Source organism: Nonomuraea sp. NPDC049309, assembly GCF_043196965.1.
Lineage (GTDB): Bacteria > Actinomycetota > Actinomycetes > Streptosporangiales > Streptosporangiaceae > Nonomuraea > Nonomuraea fastidiosa.
The window spans coordinates 2,842,197-2,861,980 of record NZ_JBICSH010000001.1 but is presented as its reverse complement, the minus strand read 5'-3'; the positions used below and the strand labels follow the sequence as shown (position 1 = coordinate 2,861,980).

The 19,784-nt window shown below is 71.0% G+C and carries 11 protein-coding genes; 7 read left to right on the top strand and 4 right to left on the bottom strand.

Annotation, left to right across the window (positions count from 1 at the left end):
- Position 1: 1 nt before the first annotated feature.
- From ACGFIM_RS12650 to aceB, 3 genes are read right to left on the bottom strand one after another with little or no spacing between them, the layout of a single operon-like run.
- Positions 2 to 1,231 carry an FAD-binding oxidoreductase gene (locus ACGFIM_RS12650; protein ID WP_393198997.1) on the bottom strand — a complete coding sequence of 410 codons (1,230 nt, stop codon included), beginning with the start codon at positions 1,229 to 1,231 and terminating at the stop codon, positions 2 to 4.
- On the bottom strand, positions 1,228 to 2,664 hold the full coding sequence (locus tag ACGFIM_RS12645; RefSeq protein ID WP_393198994.1) for an FAD-linked oxidase C-terminal domain-containing protein: 1,437 nt from the start codon (positions 2,662 to 2,664) through the stop codon (positions 1,228 to 1,230). The genes ACGFIM_RS12650 and ACGFIM_RS12645 overlap by 4 nt, the downstream gene beginning before the upstream one ends.
- Before the next feature lie 24 nt (positions 2,665 to 2,688).
- Complete coding sequence (gene aceB, locus ACGFIM_RS12640) at positions 2,689 to 4,266, bottom strand: malate synthase A (RefSeq protein WP_393198991.1); 1,578 nt, start codon at positions 4,264 to 4,266, stop codon at positions 2,689 to 2,691.
- 157 nt (positions 4,267 to 4,423) lie between these two features.
- Between aceB and ACGFIM_RS12635 the strand changes: the two genes are divergently transcribed.
- From ACGFIM_RS12635 to holA, 7 genes are all read left to right on the top strand, one after another.
- Entirely contained in the window at positions 4,424 to 5,116 is a 693-nt protein-coding gene (locus ACGFIM_RS12635; protein ID WP_393198988.1) for a DUF4097 family beta strand repeat-containing protein, read from the top strand.
- Between the two features lie 108 nt (positions 5,117 to 5,224).
- Positions 5,225 to 6,637, top strand: a complete 1,413-nt coding sequence (gene hflX / locus ACGFIM_RS12630) for a GTPase HflX (protein ID WP_393198985.1) — start codon at positions 5,225 to 5,227, stop codon at positions 6,635 to 6,637.
- Between the two features lie 1,174 nt (positions 6,638 to 7,811).
- On the top strand, positions 7,812 to 9,020 hold the full coding sequence (hutI, locus tag ACGFIM_RS12625; RefSeq protein ID WP_393198982.1) for an imidazolonepropionase: 1,209 nt from the start codon (positions 7,812 to 7,814) through the stop codon (positions 9,018 to 9,020).
- Between the two features lie 14 nt (positions 9,021 to 9,034).
- On the top strand, positions 9,035 to 10,540 hold the full coding sequence (locus ACGFIM_RS12620; RefSeq protein ID WP_393198979.1) for a DegV family protein: 1,506 nt from the start codon (positions 9,035 to 9,037) through the stop codon (positions 10,538 to 10,540).
- A 1,817-nt stretch (positions 10,541 to 12,357) separates the two neighbouring features.
- Complete coding sequence (locus tag ACGFIM_RS12615) at positions 12,358 to 13,524, top strand: helix-hairpin-helix domain-containing protein (protein ID WP_393199736.1); 1,167 nt, start codon at positions 12,358 to 12,360, stop codon at positions 13,522 to 13,524.
- Between the two features lie 2 nt (positions 13,525 to 13,526).
- Positions 13,527 to 17,078, top strand: coding sequence for a ComEC/Rec2 family competence protein (locus tag ACGFIM_RS12610; protein WP_393198976.1), 3,552 nt, complete (start codon positions 13,527 to 13,529; stop codon positions 17,076 to 17,078).
- Between the two features lie 566 nt (positions 17,079 to 17,644).
- Positions 17,645 to 18,628, top strand: a complete 984-nt coding sequence (gene holA, locus ACGFIM_RS12605) for a DNA polymerase III subunit delta (RefSeq protein ID WP_393198973.1) — start codon at positions 17,645 to 17,647, stop codon at positions 18,626 to 18,628.
- Positions 18,629 to 19,222: 594 nt separating this feature from the next.
- On the opposite strand, the gene ACGFIM_RS12600 is transcribed toward holA, so the two are convergent.
- The gene (locus ACGFIM_RS12600) at positions 19,223 to 19,732 is read right to left on the bottom strand and encodes a MarR family winged helix-turn-helix transcriptional regulator (RefSeq protein ID WP_393198970.1); all 510 of its coding nucleotides are present in this window, start codon (positions 19,730 to 19,732) and stop codon (positions 19,223 to 19,225) included.
- Between the last annotated feature and the right edge of the window lie 52 nt (positions 19,733 to 19,784).

The following is a 19,784-nucleotide window of genomic DNA, read 5'->3' as shown; positions in this document are numbered from 1 at the left end:
CTCACACGCCTCCCACGAACCGGCCGGGAGACATCCTGCGACCGGGATCGAACCGTTCCTTGACCCGCCGCATCAGCGGCAGCGAGCCCACGTGCCCCCACCTGTCGATCTTCTCGTACGGCCTCCCCGGCGGCAGGGCGAGCACGTGCGCCCGCCCGCCGGCCGCCTCGACCCCGGAGCGCAGCGCGGAGAGCACGGCCGCGAGGTCGTCCTCCCCGATCGGCCGGTCCGACTGCAGCAGCAGCCGCCCGCAGGCGGGGGAGCCGCGCAGCGCCATCCGCGCGGCCTCCGCCGCGTGGAGCACCGCCGCCGTCGCCGCCGGAGGAAAGCGCAGCTCGATGAGCACCTCGTCGGCGGAGATCCGCCCCCACCAGGCCGGCGGCTCCCCGGCGACCTCGCCCGCGCCGATCAGCTCGCGCAGCGCCGCCGCCCTGCCGGCCGCCGCCGCGCCTTCGGTGAGCGCGGCGAGCGTGATCGGCCCGCCGGGCTCGGGACGGTCGATCTCGATCGCGCTCGGCTCGGCCTGCGCGGCCGCCAGCGCCGCCACCGCCTCCGCCGCGCGCTGCGCGGCGCCGTCCGACGGCAGGCGGGCGATCACCCAGCGGCGGTCGGCGGGCAGCGGGTGCAGGCGGAACGTGGCCTCGGCGATCACGCCGAGCGTGCCGTAGGAGCCGGTGAACAGCTTGCCGAGGTCGTAGCCCGCGACGTTCTTGACGACCTTGCCGCCCGAGCGGGCGATCGTGCCGTCGGCCAGCACGACCGTGATGCCGATGAGCAGGTCGCGGGCGGTGCCGTAGCGGAACGCGCGCGGCCCCGGCGGCCCTGCCGTGGCCAGCGTGCCGCCGACCGTGGAGTCCTCGGGGTAGGGCAGGTCGAGCGCCAGCTCCTGGCCCTCGGCCGCGAGCGCGCCCGCCAGCGCGCCCATCGTGGCCCCGGCCTGCGCGCGCACCACGAGGTCACCGGCGGCGTGCTCGATCACCTCGTTCATGCAGCACATGTCGAGCAGCACGTCGCAGCGCTCCGGCGGCGGCGCCCAGTGCAGCTTCGTGCCGCCGCCCGCGGGCACCACCGCGAGGTCACGCTCCGCGCAGGCCCGCAGCGCGGCGGAGATCTCCTCGACGGTCTCGGGCAGCACCACCCAGCGGGGTTGCACGCCGCCCACCGCGTCGCCGGGTCCCGCCTGCCGGGTCGTCACCCCGCCGATCGCCGCGCCCGCCGTACCGCCGCTCAAAACTGCTCCGCCTTTCCCGACTCGACCAGCGGGTGCACGCCCTTGCGCACCCCCGGCACCTCGCCGCACAGGCGCGGGGTGGGGAACACCTTGCCCGGGTTCGCCAGCCCCGCGGGATCGAACGCGCACCGCACGAGCTGCATGGTGTCGAGGTCGTCGGCGCTGAACATCTTCGGCATGTAGCGCGACTTGTCCACGCCGACGCCGTGCTCGCCGGTGATCGAGCCGCCGTTCTCGATGCACAGGTCGAGGATCGCCCCCGACACCACCTCGGCCCGCTCGCCCGCGCCCGGATCGCCGTCGTCGAACAGCACCAGCGGATGCAGGTTGCCGTCGCCGGCGTGGAAGACGTTCGCCACCCTGATGTCGTGCTCGGCCGACAGGCGGTCGATCGCGGCGAGCACGGCGGGCAGCGACGTGCGGGGCACCACGCCGTCCTGGACGATGTAGGCCGGGCTGATCCGCCCCACGGCGGCGAAGGCCGACTTACGGCCCTTCCAGATCGCCGCGCGCTCGGCCGGGTCGTCGGCCACCCGCAGCTCGAACGCCTCGGAGCACAGCTCGCGCAGCCGGGCGAACTGCCGCTCGACCTCGGATGCCGGGCCGTCCAGCTCGACGATCAGCACCGCGCCCGCGCCCTCGGGATAGCAGCACGACACCGCCGCCTCGGCCGCCTCGATGGCGAGGGCGTCCATCATCTCGATCGCGGCCGGGACGATGCCCGCCCCGATGATCGCCGACACCGCCCTGCCGCCCTGCTCGATGCTGTCGAACGCGGCCAGCACCGTGGTCACGGCCTCGGGCGCGCGGCTCAGCCGTACGGTGATCTTGGTGGCGATGCCGAGCGTGCCCTCCGACCCGATGAACGCGCCCAGCAGGTCGTAGCCCGGGTCCATGCGGTCGAGCGTGACCAGCTCGCCCTCCGGGGTGACGATCTCGCACGCCTCGACGTGGTTGACGGTGAAGCCGTACTTGAGGCAGTGGGCGCCGCCGGAGTTCTCCGCCACGTTGCCGCCGATCGAGCAGACCTGCTGGCTGGAGGGGTCGGGCGCGTAGTAGTAGCCCTGGGCGCGCACGGCCTCGGTGATCGCCAGGTTCGTCACGCCCGGCTCCACCACCGCCCTGCGGTTGGGCAGGTCGATCTCCAGGATCGCGCGCATCTTCGAGGTGACGATGAGCACGCCGTCCTCGCGGGGCAGCGCGCCGCCCGACAGGCCGGTGCCCGAGCCCCGCGCGACGAACGGCACGCCGTGCTCGTTGCACAGGCGGACCACGGCGGCGACCTGCTCGGCGGTCTCGGGCAGCACGACCACGCCGGGCGTCGCGCGGTGGTAGGTCAGGCCGTCGCACTCGTACGTGCGCAGGCGTACGGGATCGGTGATCACCGCGTCGTGCGGCAGCAGCGAGCGCAGGGCCGTAATCAGCGTCTTCATCACCGATCCCCTTTGTACGCTTCTTTATGGCATTTGAGCATAGGCCGGAAGGGTCAGGAACTCCGCGAAGTCGTCGTCCAGCGCGACCTGCTTGAACAGCGCCGTCGCCTGCGCGTACAGACCCTCGTCATAGCCCGGCTCCTCGGCGATCTTGGCCAGCTCCTCGCCGATGATCCGCTCCACGAGCTCCTTCGTCACCTGCTCGCCGGTGTCGGACAGCGTGATGTCGTTGTGGATCCACTGCCAGATCTGCGAGCGCGAGATCTCGGCCGTGGCGGCGTCCTCCATGAGGTTGTGGATGGCCGCCGCGCCCTGCCCGCCCATCCAGGCGGCGAGGTAGCGCAGGCCCACGTCGACGTTGTTGCGCAGCCCCGCCTCGGTGATGTCGCCCGGCGTGTCCGACACCGCCAGCAGGTCCGCCGCCGTGACGTTGACGTCCTCGCGCAGCCGGTCGATCTGGTTGGGCCGCGAGCCGAGCACCCCGTCGAACACCTCGCGGCAGATCGGCACCAGGTCAGGGTGCGCGACCCACGAGCCGTCGAAGCCGTCGTTGGACTCGCGGGTCTTGTCGGCCCGCACCTTCTCCAGCGCCACCGCGTTGACCTCGGGGTCGCGGCGCGAGGGGATGAACGCCGCCATGCCGCCGATCGCGTGCGCGCCCCGCTTGTGACAGGTGCGCACCAGCAGCTCGGTGTAGGCGCGCATGAACGGCGCCGTCATCGTCACCGCGTTCCGCTCCGGCAGCAGGAACTCGCGGCCCCGCGTGCGGAACTTCTTGATCACGCTGAACAGGTAGTCCCACCGGCCGGCGTTCAGCCCCGCCGAGTGGTCGCGCAGCTCGTAGAGGATCTCCTCCATCTCGAACGCCGCCGGATACGTCTCGATGAGCACCGTCGCCCTGATCGTGCCCTGCGGGATGCCGAGCAGGTCCTGGGCCCTGACGAACACGTCGTTCCAGAGCCTGGCCTCCAGGTGCGACTCGATCTTCGGCAGGTAGAAGTAGGGGCCCTTGCCCTTGTCGATCTGCCGCTGCGCGCAGTGGAAGAAGTAGAGGCCGAAGTCGAACAGCGACCCCGACACGGGCGCGCCGTCCACCAGCGCGTGCTTCTCGTCGAGGTGCCAGCCGCGCGGGCGCACGACGATCGTGGCCAGCTCGTCGTCCGGCTTGAGCGTGTACGACTTGCCGCCGGTCTCGAAGTCGATCGTGCGGTCGAGCGCGTCGCGCAGGTTGAGCTGGCCGCCCACGCAGTTCTCCCACAGCGGCGAGTTGGCGTCCTCGAAGTCGGCAAGCCACACCTTCGCGCCCGAGTTGAGGGCGTTGATGGTCATCTTCCTGTCCACCGGCCCGGTGATCTCGACGCGGCGGTCCTCAAGGCCGGGCGCGGGCGGCGCGACCTTCCACTCGCCCTCCCTGATCTCCTTGGTCTCCGGGAGGAAGTCGAGCGTGCCGCCCGCCGACAGCTCCGCCTGCTTGGCCTGGCGGGCGTCGAGCAGCTCCAGGCGGCGCGGGCCGAACTCGCGCTGCAGCGTCTCCACGAACGCGAGCGCCTCCGGCGTGAGTATCTCCTCGAACCGGTCGAGCTTCGGGCCGGTGATCTCCATGAGCCTCACCCTTTTCCGCATAGTGGAAAATGAATTCTGGATTGTGGAAGTCAAGCTACTCTGGCGGCCTTCTCGGGTCAAAGGTCGGGGTAACCCGGGAGTGATTCCGGGGTGATCCCCGATGCCGGAGCACCTGGCGTCAGGAAGGATCTGCCCCATGAGAAGGAATGCGATCGCGGGCGGGCTGCTGGCCTCCACCGTGCTGCTCACCGGGTGCGGGGTCGCGAGCCTCGCGGGGCCCAACCATGAGGACACGGTGTCGTACGAGGTGACCGACAAGGTCACCGCGCTGCGGCTGGTCAGCAACGCGGGGGACGCGGTCATCACCGAGACGGGAGGCGATGCCGTACGCGTCGTCGAGACCCTGCACTGGCGCGGCGGCGACAAGCCGCGGCCGGAGCACCGGGTGGACGGGCAGGAGCTGTTCCTCACCTATGGGTGCCCGTCGCAGTGGGGGACCTGCGGAGTCGACTACAAGATCGAGGTGCCCAAGGGCCTGCGCATGACCCTGGAGTCCGGCTCCGGCAACATCACGCTCAGAGATCTCACCGGCGAGATCACGCTGAGCACCGGGTCCGGCGACGTGGACGCGGCGGGGCTCGCGGGGAAGAAGCTCTCCGGCGAGGTGGGCTCGGGGAACATCGAGCTCAAGTTCAGCGCCGTCCCCCAGGACCTCCGGCTCAAGGCCGGCTCGGGCGACATCGACGTGCGCGTGCCCGACCAGCCGTACGCGATCGACAGCCGGATCGGCTCCGGCGACGTCACCATCGGCGTCAAGCAGGACACGACCGCGCCGAACAAGATCTCCGTCACGGCCGGCTCGGGGGACATCACCGTGTCACCGTCTTGACAGTCTGTGGGAGCCGGCTGATAACCAGATGCTCGAGCCGAGGGTGTCGTGCCACCATCGTGGGAAGACACCGAGGTGTCCAGACGTTCCCTCATAGAGATGACTTTTATGCACGAATACCCCGCGCTCGACGCGATCGAGACCGGCGACATGGACCTTGAGGACCGCCAGGCGCTTCGCCGAGTGGCGGGCCTGTCCACCGAACTTCAGGACATCACCGAGGTCGAATACCGGCAGCTGCGGCTCGAGCGGGTCGTCCTCGTCGGCGTCTGGACCAGCGGCACCGCCGAAGACGCCGAAAACTCCCTGCGCGAGCTCAAGCTCCTGGCCGAGACGGCCGGGTCGCAGGTGCTCGACGGGCTCATCCAGCGGCGCCAGAAGCCCGACCCCGCCACCTACATCGGCGCGGGCAAGGCGCTCGAGCTGCGCGACGTGGTCGAGGCCACCGGCGCCGACACCGTCATCTGCGACGGCGAGCTGACCCCCGGCCAGCTCCGCCAGCTCGAGGACGTCGTCAAGGTGAAGGTCATCGACCGCACGGCGCTGATCCTCGACATCTTCGCCCAGCACGCCAAGAGCCGCGAGGGCAAGGCGCAGGTCGAGCTGGCCCAGCTCTCCTACCTGCTGCCGCGCCTGCGCGGCTGGGGCGGCAACCTGTCGCGCCAGGTCGGCGGCCGCGCCGCGGGCGGCGTCGGCATCGGCGGCCGCGGCCCCGGTGAGACGAAGATCGAGCTCGACCGGCGCCGCATCCGCGAGCGCATGTCCAAGTTGCGCCGCCAGATCAGCGGCATGTCCACCTCGCGCGAGACCATGCGCCACCGGCGCCAGCGCCGCGAGATCCCGGCCGTGGCCATCGCCGGCTACACCAACGCCGGCAAGTCCTCGCTGCTCAACCGGGTCACCGGCGCGGGCGTGCTGGTCGAGGACGCGCTCTTCGCCACCCTCGACCCGACCGTGCGCAGGGCCCGCACGCCCGAAGGCAGGCTGTTCACGATCGCCGACACCGTCGGCTTCGTCCGCCACCTGCCCCACCAGCTCGTCGAGGCGTTCCGCTCCACGCTCGAGGAGGTCGGCGACGCCGATCTGATCCTGCACGTGGTCGACGGCTCGCACCCCGACCCCGAGGGCCAGATCGCGGCCGTCCGCGATGTGCTGCGCGACATCGACGGCGCCTCCGACATCCCCGAGATCGTGGTGATCAACAAGGCCGACGCCGCCGACCCGGACGTCCTCGACCGCATCACCCGGCGCGAGCGCGACAGCATCGTCGTCTCCGCCCGCACCGGCCAGGGCATCCCCGAGCTGATGCGGCTCATCGAGGAACGCCTGCCGCGCCTCGACCACGAGGTGCACCTGCTGGTGCCGTACGACAGGGGCGACCTGATCTCGCGGGCGCACAAGGAGGGCGAGGTGCTGTCCGTCGAGCACGTCGAGGACGGCACCATCCTGCACGCCCGGGTCCTGCCCAGCCTGTCGCAGGAGCTGGTGCGGGTCGGCAAGCCGGTGGAGCGGGTCTCCTGACGCCTTCTCCGTCCGTACGTCGTGAGCGCCCCGCTCTGTGGTGAGGGGCGCTCACGCGCGTTCCTGAGCCGTTCGGGCGGGGCGTTGACCTGTGCTCTCTGGGCCGCTTGGGCGGGGCGCTGACCTGAGCTTTTTCTGAGGCGCTTGGGCGGGGCGCTGACGTGAGCCTTTTCTGAGGCGCTCGGACGGGGCGCTGACCTTAGCCGGTGATCCGGCGGCGAGCCATCCGCCGGAGCATCGGGCATCGCCGGCGAGCGCCCGGAGCGTCCGGTGCGTCCGGTGCGCGCGTCGTGCGCTCCGCTGCCCGCGCCGGGCTCCTCGGCGGCCCGCCCGTCCTGTTCAGTTCATCCCGCGGAGCTTCCTCCCGGCGTGCAAGGGCCGCGCCGGGCTCCTCGGCGGCCCGCCCGTGCCGTTCAGGGGCCCTGTGACCCCGCCTCCAGCCTGAGGCCCTTCAGCGCTCGTTCGGGGACGCAATGGGCGCCGCTCACGGCTCTCCCCAGCGGTGCCCCTGTGGCCGCCTCTAGCGCACATCCGTGGCCGGTATCCGCTGCCCCGCCCCCAGGGCACGGCTGCGGTGCCGTTCAAACGGCGGGACCACGGCCTCTGACATGCCGTTCCATTGGCCTGCCGCGGGCGGTGGTGGCGCTGCGTGCACACGGTCTATAACGGTCCCGTGATAGACCGCTCGAACTAATGCATACGCTGCGATAACTCGCGCTGACCTACCCATCGCTATGGTTGGGCGACACTCCCTACAAAGCGCGCAGACCTCCCCAAAAGCGGCAGTGGTCCGCGCCCCCTTGGGGTTGCTAGGATTAGCCAGAGCTAACGTTGGTCTGATTTTTGGGTTCAGGTTCTAGGTTTCGGATGATGACTGGGCGTGTTCGAGTCGTCAGCGGGGGCCGTGGGGACGAGGCAGGGCTGCGTGATGGTTGGGATGAATGGTCTTTCTTCCGAATAACCCTGTACAGCGGCCCGACATGTGAAATAACGTAACTGAACTGAAATCGCTGGATCATGTGTCCGGCGATACGGTCACCGCACTACTCGATGCGGATGAGAGCAGGAGACCCCCCATGTCGTCCGGACCCGGAGCGGACTCAGTGGGCGCGGCGCAGGTAGCCGTGCGCTCTGCCGTGCGCCCGTGCGAGGGGTCGTGCGGGGTGGTGATGCGGTGACCGTTCGGCTCCTGACCAACATCGGCCGCCTCTGGACCGGCAACGAGGTCCTCAGCAACGCGGCCATCCTCGTGCACAACGATCGCATCGCGTGGGTGGGGCGCGCTCCGGACCTGCCGCAGAGCGTGCCGGGCGTCGTCGACGACATCGTCGACGTCGACCACGTCGAAAACCTGGGCGGCGCTCTCGTCACGCCCGGCCTCATCGACGCGCACACCCACCCGGTCTACGCCGGCAACCGCTACGCCGAGCTGGCGATCCGTACGGGCGGCTCCACGTCCGCCTCGATCACCGCGGCGGGCGGCGGCGTCGGCTCCACCGTCACCGTGACCCGCGGCACCGACCCCTGGACCCTGTGCAACGGCGTACGCGAGCGCCTGCGCGACTGGCTGCTGGGCGGCACCACCACGGTCGAGGCCAAGACCGGCTACCACCTCACCCGCGACGGCGAGCTCGCCGACGTGCGGCTTCTGCGCGAGCTGGAGAAGGAGCCGATGATGCCGCGGGTGCACGTCACGTTCCTCGCGGCGCACGTCGTGCCGCCCGAGTACTTCGGCAGGCAGCGCGAGTACGTCGAGGCCGTGGGCGCGTGGTGCGCCGACGCGGCCGCGGCCGGCGCCGACAGCGTCGACGTCTACTGCGACGAGGGCCACTTCACGACGGAGGAGTCCCGCTGGGTGCTGGCCTCCGGCCGTAACGTCGGGCTGCTGCCCCGCATCCACGCCGGCATCTACAGCCGCCGGGGCGCCGTGCAGCTCGCGGCCGAGCTGGGCTGCGCCTCCGCCGACGGCCTGCACCACCTGTCCGACGAGGACATCGCCATCATGTCGCGATACGGCGTCCCCGCGGTCGTCTGCCCGGCCACGGCGCTGCAGCGCGGCCACCTCCCGCCGGTCCGCCAGATGATCAAGCACGGCGTGCAGATCGCCCTGGGCAGCGACCACAACCCCGGCTTCTGCGGCATCACCTCGATGTCCCTGGTGATCGCGATGGCGGTGTCGGCGTTCGGGATGAGCGTCAACGACGCCCTGCGCGCGGCCACCCTCGGCGGCGCCACGGTCCTGGGCGCGCCCGACCGCGGCGTGCTGGCTCCCGGGCGGCTGGCGGACATCGTCCAGTGGGACGCCGACCACGAGGGCGCGTTCGCCTGGTCCTTCGGGCTCAAGCCGCGCCGAGTCTGGCGGGGTGGAACGCCCGTTCAGTAGTTAATCTCGGTGATATGCCACCCTTGGTCGCTGTTGTCACCGATTCGACTGCTTACCTGGGTTCTGTGCCCGGGGTCTCCGTGGTTCCCGTACAGGTGATCGCCAAGGGCGCGCGTACGAAGGAGGACGACGCCCGCCCGCCGTCGCAGGAGCGTCCATCCCCCGCCACCCCACCTGCGACTTCCGGGCAGCGGGGCGAGACGGGCACCTCTTCCGGCTCCCCGGCCGCGTTCGCCGATGATGCGGTCGATACTTCACTGGCACCGTCCGGGGCCGAGGGCACCTCCTCGGGCACCACAAGGGCGCCGTCTGATGCTGCCGGCGTCTCCTCCGCCTTCCCCGCTGAGCGGTCCGGCTTCTCTGCCGAGCGGTCCGGCGCGGCGGGCGCTCCCACCGAAGAGCCGGCCACACCGCCGGGAGCGCTGAGCGCTTTGCCCGATGGCCCGACCACGCCGCCTGGCACGGTGAGCAGTGTGTCCGATGGCCCGCCCATGTCACCTGGCACGGTAAGCGCTCCCCCTGAAGGGTCGGCCGCGCGAACCGACTCGCCGAGCACTTCCTCCGGGAGCTCGGCCATGTCGCCTGGTGCAGTGAGGGCTGGTTCTGAAGGGTCGGCCGCGCGAACCGACTCGCCGAGCACTTCCTCCGGAAGCCCGGCCATGTCGCCTGGCCTGCCGAGCGTTCAAGGGCTCTCCGAGAGCCCTGCCCCGCGTCCTGACGGATCTGACGCCTCAGAAACCCCGGACACCCCCTCCGGAGCCTCAGCCGTCACGACCACGACCCTCGCCTCTTCCGATTCCCCGGCCGTTGTCGACGAAGGGTCGTTCACCGGCGATCTCGCCTCGGCCACCACCTCTCGCCCGTCACCGGCCAGCTTCGCCTCCTGCTACTCGGCCCTGGCCGCTGCCGGAGCCACGGCGATCGTCTCGATCCATCTTTCCCGCGAGATGTCCGGCACGATCGAGTCCGCCCGCACCGCCGCCAGGGAGGCGCCCGTACCGGTGGCGGTCATCGACAGCCGTTCGATCGCCATGGGCTTGGGTTACCCGGTGCTGGCCGCCGCCCGAGCCGCCGCGAGCGGCGCCCCGATGGAGGAGGTGATCTCGGTCGCCAACCGGTGCATCTCCGCCACGCGTTCGTTCCTCTACGTGGACACCCTCGACTACCTCCGCCGCAGCGGCCGCATCGGCACCGCGTCCTCCCTCCTGGGCTCCGCGCTCATGATCAAGCCGCTGCTGCACATCACCAACGGCCGCATCTCGCTCCTGGAGAAGGTCCGTACGGCGTCCCGCGCCATCGCCCGCCTGGAGGACCTGGCCGTGGAGGCGGCGGGCGACAGACCCGTGAACGTGGCGGTGCAGCACCTGGGAGCGCGTCAGCGAGCCGAGGGCCTCGCGGAACGGCTGTCGAAGCGGGTGCCTGGGCTGGGGGAGTTGCGCGTGGTCGAGGTGGGCGCGGTGATCGGCGTACACGTCGGCCCCGGAATGCTCGGCCTGACGGTGACGCCGAGCAACCCCTGAAGCCGCCCCACCGGCGTACCCACGCCTACCTCCAACGCCCGACGCAAGCCTTGACGGCGCAGGACCGGATGCCCAGGCCACCCACCCGCCACGAACGGAAGGCGGGCGCGGCGGAGGCGGACATACCGGCGCCACTCGCAGCAGACCGGACTATGGCCACCCAATACACGCGCGGTTGTCAGGCGCGGGCGCGCCGACGCCGCGTTTCCGATCTTCCTACTCAGCCAGGCGCCGGGACCGGCTTCTTATCCACAGCCAGACGCCGGGGCCAGGCCCTACCCCCAGAACGCCGCTCGGCCCCTTGCCGCCCGCCGCCCGGCCGTACCTTCACTGCCGTGCGAACCCCCGATCGAGCGGCAGAGCGCGCCATAGCCGAGTCCCGGATACGGAAGATCACCGCTCCTGCCCGCCGCGTCCGCCGCCGCCCCACCAGGCCGACCTGGGCCACGAGCATCGGGTCGTCCTCCAAGCACCGCCCGCCCTACCAAGACATCAGAAGGGAGCCCGCAGACCGCAGCGATCCCAGCTCACGCCCGACCGCGGCCCGCAGCGATCCGAGCCCGCGTCCGACCGCGGTCTGCAGCGATCCGAGCCCGCGTCCGACCGCGGTCTGTAGTGAGTCGAGTCCGCGCCCGAGCACGGCCCGCAGCGAGCCCAGCCCGCACCCGAAAGCCGCCCGTAGCGACCTGAGCCTGCGCGTGAGCGCCGCCGTCGCCGAAGCCGAGCAGGGCATCACCCGGCTTCCCGCCGTTACGAGCAGGTCGCGCAACAACACCGGAACAGAGCCGGAGCCACCAAGGGTCTCCGCTTTCCCGTACACGGGCCGATCGCCGGCTGCCGTCCCGGTGAGTTCACCGAGGACCGCAGTGCTCACCGACGCGAGCTTTCCGTGGAGCGCCGCTCACGCGGAGGCGGAGCCGTCGGCAACCGCCATGCCCTCAAGCGCGAACCCATCGTCCGGAGCCCTCACCGCGGCAGCGGTGGGCGCGCCGATGTCCGCTGTCTTCGCTGATGCGGGCCACCCGCTGAGTGCCGTTCGCACCGAGGCGGGCTCATCGCCGACTTCCGACGCTTACTCGTTCAACGACACACACCGCAGCATTGGACAGCCGAGCGACGCGCAGGCCAGTGACGCTGAGCGGAGCGACGCATGCCGCAGCGATGGACAGCGGAGCGATGCACAGGCCGGCGATGCGCAGCGGAGCGACGCATGCCGCAGTGATGCGCAGTGGAGCGATGCACAGGCCGGCGATGCGCAGCGGAGCGACGGGTGCTGTAGCGATGGACAGCGGAGCGATGCACAGGCCGGCGATGCACGGCGCGGTGGCGCACAGCCCAGCGATGCACAGCGCAGCGACGAAGGCGCCGGGCTACCTTTCGCTGATCCCTTCTGGGCCGCTGAGATGGCGAGCTCGACCACAGCACCGAGCCCGGTGGCAGACCCGCTGCACCCGGACCCGCTACGTGACCTCACAATGCCGCCCCACCCTGCCCCGCACCGTGGCTCCTTCGCGATGCTTGTGACTCCACCACGGGATGACTCGTCACCTGGCCGTGGGGCGCCGCTGCGCATGTCCCCATCGGCCGAGCAGGGGGCATCCCCGCGAGTTCCTTCACGTACCGGCCTTGACGGGTCGCCGCGTGCAGATTCCCGCACGGATCTTGACGCGTCCCTGCATGTCGGCTCACGCACGGATCTTGCCCAGCCACCGCATGCCGACTCGTTCACGGATCTTGACCGGTCATCGCATGCTGCCCCCTTCACGGCTCCCGAGGCGTTGCGGCGCACCGACGCGTCCACGGGCCTCAGCGTGCCCATGGATCCCAGCTCGGCTGAAGAGTTTGCGGGGCAGGCGCGTGTCGACCCGGTTGGAGAGTTCGTGGGGCAGGCGCGTGTCGACCCGGTTGGAGAGTTCGTGGGGCAGGCGCGTGTCGACCCGGTTGGAGAGTTCGTGGGGCAGGCGCGTCTCGACTCGGATGGGCGGTTTGCGGGACAGGCGCGTCTCGACCCGGTTGGACAGTTTGCGGGGCAAACGCGTCTCGGCTTCGCGGGACAGCCCGGAGCACAAACGTGTCTCGGCTCGGCGGGACAGCCCGAGACGCAAACGTCTCTCGACTCGGTTGGCGAATTCGCAGCGCAGGCGTATTCCGGCACTGCCGGAGAGTTCGCGGCGCAATCACACCCCGACTCGGCAGGACAGTTCGCAGCAGAAGCCGACTTCAACCCTGCAGGAGACGGCACGCCACCATTCGACTTCGGCGTACCACCGCAGCGCGCCTCATCGCCCGCTCACCGGGCGCAGAAGGCCGCCCCGACCTCCGATCCCTCACCGGGCTCCCTCCAGGCTCTCCGCGAGTTCCTGGCCGCGCAGAGCCCCACCCTCGACCCAGGCAAGCCCGGCCTTAAGGCTCTCATCGCCATCGGGGTGCTCGCCGTAGCGGTCGCCGGCTTCCTCGTGTGGCGCTCGCAACCGACGCCACAGCCCTTGCCGCCACCGGCACCCATCACCTCGCCGGCACCCGTCACCTCCTCGGCCTCGGTCACCTCTCCGGCAGCTGCCGCCGCCAAGGTCACGGTCCACGTCACGGGCAAGGTCCGGAAGCCGGGCGTCTACCTGCTCGCCGCAGGCTCCCGGGTCACGGACGCCGTCACGGCGGCCGGAGGCGTGTCCAAAGGTGCTTCCACAGGCGGGCTCAACCTCGCCAGACGTCTGATCGATGGAGAGCAGATCGTGGTGGGCGCCCCATCCGCCCAGGCGGCACCGGGCTCCCCGATGTTCGACCCCGCTACCGCCGTCCTGGACCTGAACTCGGCCACCGCCGACCAGCTGGAGCAACTCCCCGGCGTGGGCGAGGTCCTCGCCGCGCGCATCGTGGAGTTCCGTACGAGCCGGGGCGGCTTCACCAGCGTCGACCAGCTCCGCGAGGTCTCAGGCATCGGCCCGAGGAAGTTCGAGGAGATCAAGCCGAAGGTCCGCGTCTGACAATGCCTGCCCACGACCCCACCCGCGCCCACGACCCCACCCGCGCTCAAGACTCCACGCGCGCTGATGCCCCCTTCCGCGCTCAAGACTCCACGCGCGCTGATGCCCCCTTCCGCGCTCAAGACTCCACGCGCGCTGATGCCCCCTTCCGCGCTCAAGACCCCATGCGCGCTGATGACCTCTCCCGCGTTCAAGACCCCCGCGCCTATGACTCCACGCGCGCTCAAGATCCTCTGCGCCCCCATGACCCCTCTCGCGTCCATGACTCCCGCGCCCATGACTCCACCCGCGCCCATGACTCCACCCGTGCCCACGGATCCGCCTGCGTTCATAACTTCCGCGGTCGTGACTCCGCCTGCGTTCATGACCCCCGCGCCGACGACTCCTCCCGCGTTCATGACTCCCGCGCCTATGACTCCACCCGCACTCAGGTCCCCATCCGTGTCCATGGCCCCACCCGTGCTCAGGGCACCGATGACGCTCATGCCGTTGGCGCTGATCCCGCTCATGGCGTCGGCTCCGGTCCCGCTCGGGCTTATGGCCTTCCTCGTGTCCGTTCCCTCGGTGCTGGTCCCGGCTCCGTACGGACGCCCGGTGCCGCCCAGGCGCGGCGCGATCGCCGTGCGGGGCCTCGGCCGCCGTCGGAGCCCGCCGTCGCCAGGCCTGAGCCTGCTTGGCCCTTGGCGCTTCCGGCGCTGGCCGCCTGGGCCACTGCACTGATCTTGCTCGGATGCACCGCCCTCGTCGGCTTCATCACCGCCGCCGGGGCGGCGATCGCCGCCTTGGTGACGGCGTGGCCTACCCGGAAGCCGGGGGAAGGCGGCGTTCAGGAGGGAGGACCGACCCGCGGATACAGCCTCGGCTCCGGCCGGCGGCATCGCCATGTTGCCGAGCCGGATCACCCGCACCAGCGCGTACGGGATCAGCGGGGCCGAGACCCGCGCCTCGGATGGCGCAACGTCATCGTCGCCACCCTCATCGCCACGGCGGCGACGGCCGCCTCTGTGGCTCTGCGCGTTCACGCCATCACCACCGGACCGGCCACCGAACTCGCCGCCCGGAACGCCTTCGTCACCGCCCGGATCGCCCTGACCGACGACCCCCGGCTCAGGCCCAGCGCAAGTGGCCGTTTCGCCCAGGAAAGCTACGTGGTCCCAGCGACTTTGAAGGTCATCCGGACGTCCACGTCGCGGCAAGCGGTGGACGTCCCCATCACGGTCTTCGCGACGGGTTCGGCCTGGCGCTCCTTCCTGCCCACCCAGGAGGTGGAGGTCACCGGACGCCTCGCCAAGCCGACACAGGACACGTCGGTGGCCGCGATCCTGCTCGTCCGCGAACCGCCCCGCCCCGTGGCGCCCCCGTCCAGCCTTCAGACGGCGGCGGGCGCGATACGGGCGGGTTTGCGGGCGGCGGCCGACGTTCTGCCACCCGATCAGCGGGGCCTCCTGCCGGGCCTGGTCGTGGGCGACGTCTCCCGCATGGATCCGCAGGTGACGGCCGACTTCAGGGAGGCCGGTCTCAGCCACCTGAACGCCGTATCCGGGGCGAACCTGGCGATCGTGGCAGGAGCGGCACTGGCGCTGTCCCGGCTCGTCGGCCTGCCGCTTCCGCTGCGGGCCGGCTTCGCCGCCGTCGCGATGCTGGCGTTCACCGTGGTCGCCCGCCCTTCGCCGAGCGTCCTGCGCGCCCTCCTCATGGGCCTGGCCGCCGCCGTCGCCATGGGCACCGGCCGCTCGAAGGACGGCGTCGCGGCCCTGTCGGCGACGGTCCTGCTCTTGATGCTGTTCGTGCCCGAACTCGCCCGCTCGTACGGCTTCGCCCTCTCCGTCACGGCCACCGCCGGAATCCTCCTGCTCGCTCCGCGCTGGCGAGACAGGCTGACGGGCGCGAAGACCCCGCCGGAGGAGCCCGGACATCGCGACGTAGATCGCGGCGGCGCTCGAGCCCCTGGCGTAGTCGCGGGGGAGGCTCCCGTGCCTGGGGTAGTCGCGGGGGAGGCTCCCGTCCTTGGGGTAGTCGCGGGGGAGGCTCCCGTGCCTGGGGTAGTCGCGGGGGAGGCTCCCGTCCCTGGGGTAGCTGCTGGGAAGGCCCCCGCTGCTGGGGTAGCCGCCGGGAAGGGCGTCTTCCTTTCGACCGATGCTCGTGGGGCGGTGGGAGGCCTCGCGTCCGGCTCTGGCGCGTGTGGCGTGGTGCGAGGTCTGGTGTTCGACCGTGCCGTTGGTGGTGTCATGGGCGGTCGGGCCTCCGGTCATGCTGCTCGTGGCGCGGTGGGCGCGTCTCGTTCGGCTCCTTCCGGGGCTTCCGGTGAACGCCGGCGGGGATTGCGGTTGCCGCGGTGGATGGCGGAGGCCGTGGCCGTTCCCGCGGCGGCGCAGCTGGCCGTGACGCCCGTGCTGGTGCTGATGGCCGGGCAGCTCACACCCGTCGCGGTGATCGCCAACCTGCTCGTCGCGCCCGCCGTGGCGCCCGCGACCCTGCTCGGGTTCGGTGCCGCGCTGATAGCGCCGGTGTGGCTCGACGGGGCGCGGATGCTCGTCTACCCTGCCGGGTACGCGGTCGGGTGGATCATCACCGTCTCCCGGTGGGCGGTCGGCGTGCCGTTCGCGACGGTGCCGTGGCCCGCGGGAATACCGGGACTCGGGTTGCTGCTGCTCGCGGCGGTCGTGGCGGTGGCGGTCTTGAGACGCCGTGCCTGGCGCGCGGTGGCGCTGACGGCGGCCGGTGCTGCTTTGGTGGCGGTTCTAGTGATCCGTCCCATCGCGGGGCCTTGGCCGCCCAAAGGGTGGTTGATGGTCATGTGCGACGTCGGGCAGGGCGATGGCCTGGTGGTCGCGGCCGGTCCCGGCAAGGGAGTGGTCGTGGACACGGGGCCGGACCCGGCGGTCATGGACCGGTGCCTGCGCAGACTCGGCGTCGCGGACGTACCGCTGCTCGTGCTCACGCATCCCCACGCCGACCACGTTGACGGTCTGCCGGGCGTGCTCAAGAACCGTCGCGTCGGGGCAGTGGTGGTCAGCCCGCAGCGTACGAGTGCGCGGGCCGAGGCACGCATCACCGGCATGCTGCGGCAACGCGGCATCCCCGAGTGGACGGTCCAGCCGGGCACCCGCTGGCGGTTCGGCCCGTCGGAGGTGACCGTCCTCGCGCCCGATCCCGCCGCCGGCGAGTCGCCTGGGCAGGGCGAGGGCAGCGCGATCAACAACTCCAGTGTGGTGATGCACGTACGGTGGCGGTCCGGGTCGATCCTGCTCGGCGGCGATCTGGAGACGGAGGCGCAGGACGAGCTGGCGCGGCGGATGGCCGTACGGGCCGACATTCTCAAAACGCCGCACCATGGGTCGAACCGGCAGTCACCCGCGTTCGTGGCGTCGCTGGGGGCGCGGGCGGCGTTGATCAGCGTGGGGGCCGACAACGACTACGGGCACCCGGCGACGTCCACGCTGAACCTGCTGCGGCGGCTCGGCCTCACGGTTCACCGTACGGACAAGTCGGGCGATCTCGCGGTGGTCGAGCAGGAGGGCGGTGGTCTGGCGGTGATCCCGCGCAGCCCCTAGCCTGGGTGCGCGCGGCCTGTAGCCCCGGGTGCGCGCGGCCTGTAGCCCCGGGTGCGCGGCCCGTAGGTAGGGGAGGAGTTCGTCGCCCTCTTTGATGAGCCGCAGTTCGGATGCGCGCGGCCCCTAGCCTGGGTGCGCGCGGCCCCTGGCTCGGGTGTACGTCCGTAGTCGTATGGTTCGGGTTGTCTTGGGCGTTTCGGGGTCGCGTCCGTCTCGGGCAGCGGTGCTGGCCGTGGTTCTGGCGGACGGCGAGCAGGGCACGTTCTACGCCGCTCGGGGCGTGGAGCGAGGGCCGCGTCGCCTGGAGATCGCAGAGCCCCGCAGGTGGCTCGGGTTCTCGTGGGTGCTTCCTGGGCTGTTTCGGTTTCCTGCCTTCGGGTGTTCGCGTTCCTGTCCTTCGAGCATGCGCGGGCGTTGCCGAGGGCCTCCGGGGTGCATGCCTGGATGCGAGCCTGGGGCGGCGGGGCGACCTTCTTGGTGGGCGGCGTCGTCGCAGGGCGTGTGATGCGGACCGAAGACGCGGCTCGGCTTGGTCGTCGAGTACCTGATTGTCGGTGGGGCGTGGCATGCTGCCTGACATGGCGGGAACCGATCCAGCACCTGTGACCTTGGTCGTCGGCGACGAGGAGCTGCTGGCCGAGCGGGCGGTGAGCGGGGTCGTCGCGGCGGCCCGGAGCGCCGACCCCGAGATCGAGGTGCACGACCTCGTCGGGAGCAAGGTCACGACGGGGGAGCTGTCGCAGCTGACGTCGCCGTCGTTGTTCGGGGATCGGTCCGTCGTGGTGATCCGAGGGGCGCAGGATCTCGGCAAGGACGTCATCGCCGAGATCGTGGCGTACGCGAAGGAGCCGTCCGAGGACACCGTGATGGTGCTGGCCCACCCGGGTGGGGCGAAGGGCAAGGCGCTGGTCGATGGGGTGAAGAAGGCCGGCGCCAAGGTGGTCACGGTGAGCAAGCTCACCAAGGCCGGCGAGCGGTTGGAGTTCATCAAGGGGGAGTTCAAGCGGGCCGGGCGCAGCATCTCGGGCGATGCGGCTCAGGCGTTGCTGGACGCCGTGGGGAACGATCTCCGGGAGCTGGCGGCGGCCTGCTCCCAGATGATGTTCGACACCGAGGACAAGACGATCAACGCGGCGGCCGTGGCCCGCTATCACAAGGGGCGGGCGGAGGTCACCGGGTTCAACGTCGCCGACTCGGCTGTGGAGGGGCGGCTGGCGGAGGCGCTGGAGCAGTTGCGGTGGGCGCTCGGCACCGGCGTCGCTCCCGTGCTGCTGGTCAGTGCGCTGGCCGGTGGGCTGCGGTCGCTGGCGAAGGTCGCAAGTGCGCCTCGTAACCTGCGTGGCGGGCAACTGGCCAGCCACGTCGGCATGCCGCCGTGGAAGGTCGACCGGGTCAGGCGGCAGCTGAACGGCTGGGGGCCGGAAGGGCTGGCCAGGGCGATCCAGGCCGTTGCCCATGCTGACGAGCAGGTCAAGGGTGGGGGAGCGGATCCGGCCTACGCGCTGGAGCACACGGTGCAGGTCATCGTGGCGTGCCGCAACGGCCGCTGAACGGTGGCGCTGTTGCGGGTGCTGTGGGGCGGCGCCTGGTCGCGGCCCCGTGGGGTCCTCTGTCACCGTGGGACCCTCATGCCCCGTGGCCGTCGAGCCTTACTGGCCCCCTGACCTCGGGCCTCGTGGCGTTGTGGTTTCGGCGGCCCGGTGGTTTCGAGTACTTGTGGGATGGTGCCTGGCTGGGTCGGTGGTTCGGGATTGCGCGGGGTGGTGGGTGGCTGGGTTGGTGGCGTCCTGGGTGAAGGAGGCAGGCGCGCTGTCCCGGTAGTAGCCGGTAGTGGGTGTGCGGGGCGCGCCCGTGCTGGTGGTGTTCTGGGTGAGGGGGCAGGTGTGCCGTTCTGGTGGTGGCCGTTAGTGGGTGTGGGGCGCGCGCCCGTGCTGGTGGTGCCGAAAGTTCCTCCTCGGCTACGTCCCGGAGCTCAAGGTCGTCGTCGGGGCCTGGGGCGGGCCGGCGATGGTGCGGGTGGCCGAGCTGCTGCCGGCTACGTCTGGGCGGATCATCAGCTCGGCGCCTGGAGAAGGGGGCTCATCGGCGGGGGTGGCGCCTGGAGAAGGGAGTTCATCGGCGGGGGGTTCTGAAGAGAGGGCTGGTCAGTGGGGTTTTGACGGGGGCTCGTCAGCGAGGGTCTCGGCGTTGACGAGGAGTTGTTTGAGCAGGCCGTCGAGGAGGACCTGATCCTCGGGCGACAGGGCGTTGATCATGGAGGCTTCGACCTCGACGCGGATGGTCATGGCCTCCATCCACAGGTCGTGGCCCTTGGTGGTGATCTCGACGTCCACCCGGCGGCGGTCTTCGGTGCTGCGTACGCGCCGTACGAGTCCTGAACGCTCCAGCGTGTCGAGGCGGCCGGTCATGCCCGCCGGCGACAGGAGGAGGTCGGCGGCCAGCTCGGAGGGCGTCGCGGTGCCGCCGCGGGCGACGAGGCGGTGCAGCGTCTCGAACTCGAAGTCCTGCATGCCGACCTCCGACAGGGCCGCCTCCTTGGTGTGGGCGATGTGCTTCACCAGGAACTGCAGGCGGGTCACGATCGCCTCCACCCGTTCGTCGAAGGGCGCCTTGCCGCGCCAGCGGGCCAGGTGACGATCGACGGAGTCCTCCATGCCTGGGAGCATAGGGGAGCCGATAATTAGTTGACGAAAGATTCGTTAGCGA

Excerpts from the sequence above, each read along its gene's own strand:
- holA (WP_393198973.1), top strand. The coding sequence starts at position 17,645 with ATGCTGCCTGACATGGCGGGAACCGATCCAGCACCTGTGACCTTGGTC.
- ACGFIM_RS12610 (WP_393198976.1), top strand. The coding sequence starts at position 13,527 with ATGCCTGCCCACGACCCCACCCGCGCCCACGACCCCACCCGCGCTCAA.
- ACGFIM_RS12620 (WP_393198979.1), top strand. The coding sequence starts at position 9,035 with ATGCCACCCTTGGTCGCTGTTGTCACCGATTCGACTGCTTACCTGGGT.
- aceB (WP_393198991.1), bottom strand. The coding sequence starts at position 4,266 with ATGGAGATCACCGGCCCGAAGCTCGACCGGTTCGAGGAGATACTCACG.
- ACGFIM_RS12600 (WP_393198970.1), bottom strand. The coding sequence starts at position 19,732 with ATGGAGGACTCCGTCGATCGTCACCTGGCCCGCTGGCGCGGCAAGGCG.
- ACGFIM_RS12635 (WP_393198988.1), top strand. The coding sequence starts at position 4,424 with ATGAGAAGGAATGCGATCGCGGGCGGGCTGCTGGCCTCCACCGTGCTG.
- ACGFIM_RS12615 (WP_393199736.1), top strand. The coding sequence starts at position 12,358 with ATGGATCCCAGCTCGGCTGAAGAGTTTGCGGGGCAGGCGCGTGTCGAC.
- ACGFIM_RS12645 (WP_393198994.1), bottom strand. The coding sequence starts at position 2,664 with ATGAAGACGCTGATTACGGCCCTGCGCTCGCTGCTGCCGCACGACGCG.
- hflX (WP_393198985.1), top strand. The coding sequence starts at position 5,225 with ATGCACGAATACCCCGCGCTCGACGCGATCGAGACCGGCGACATGGAC.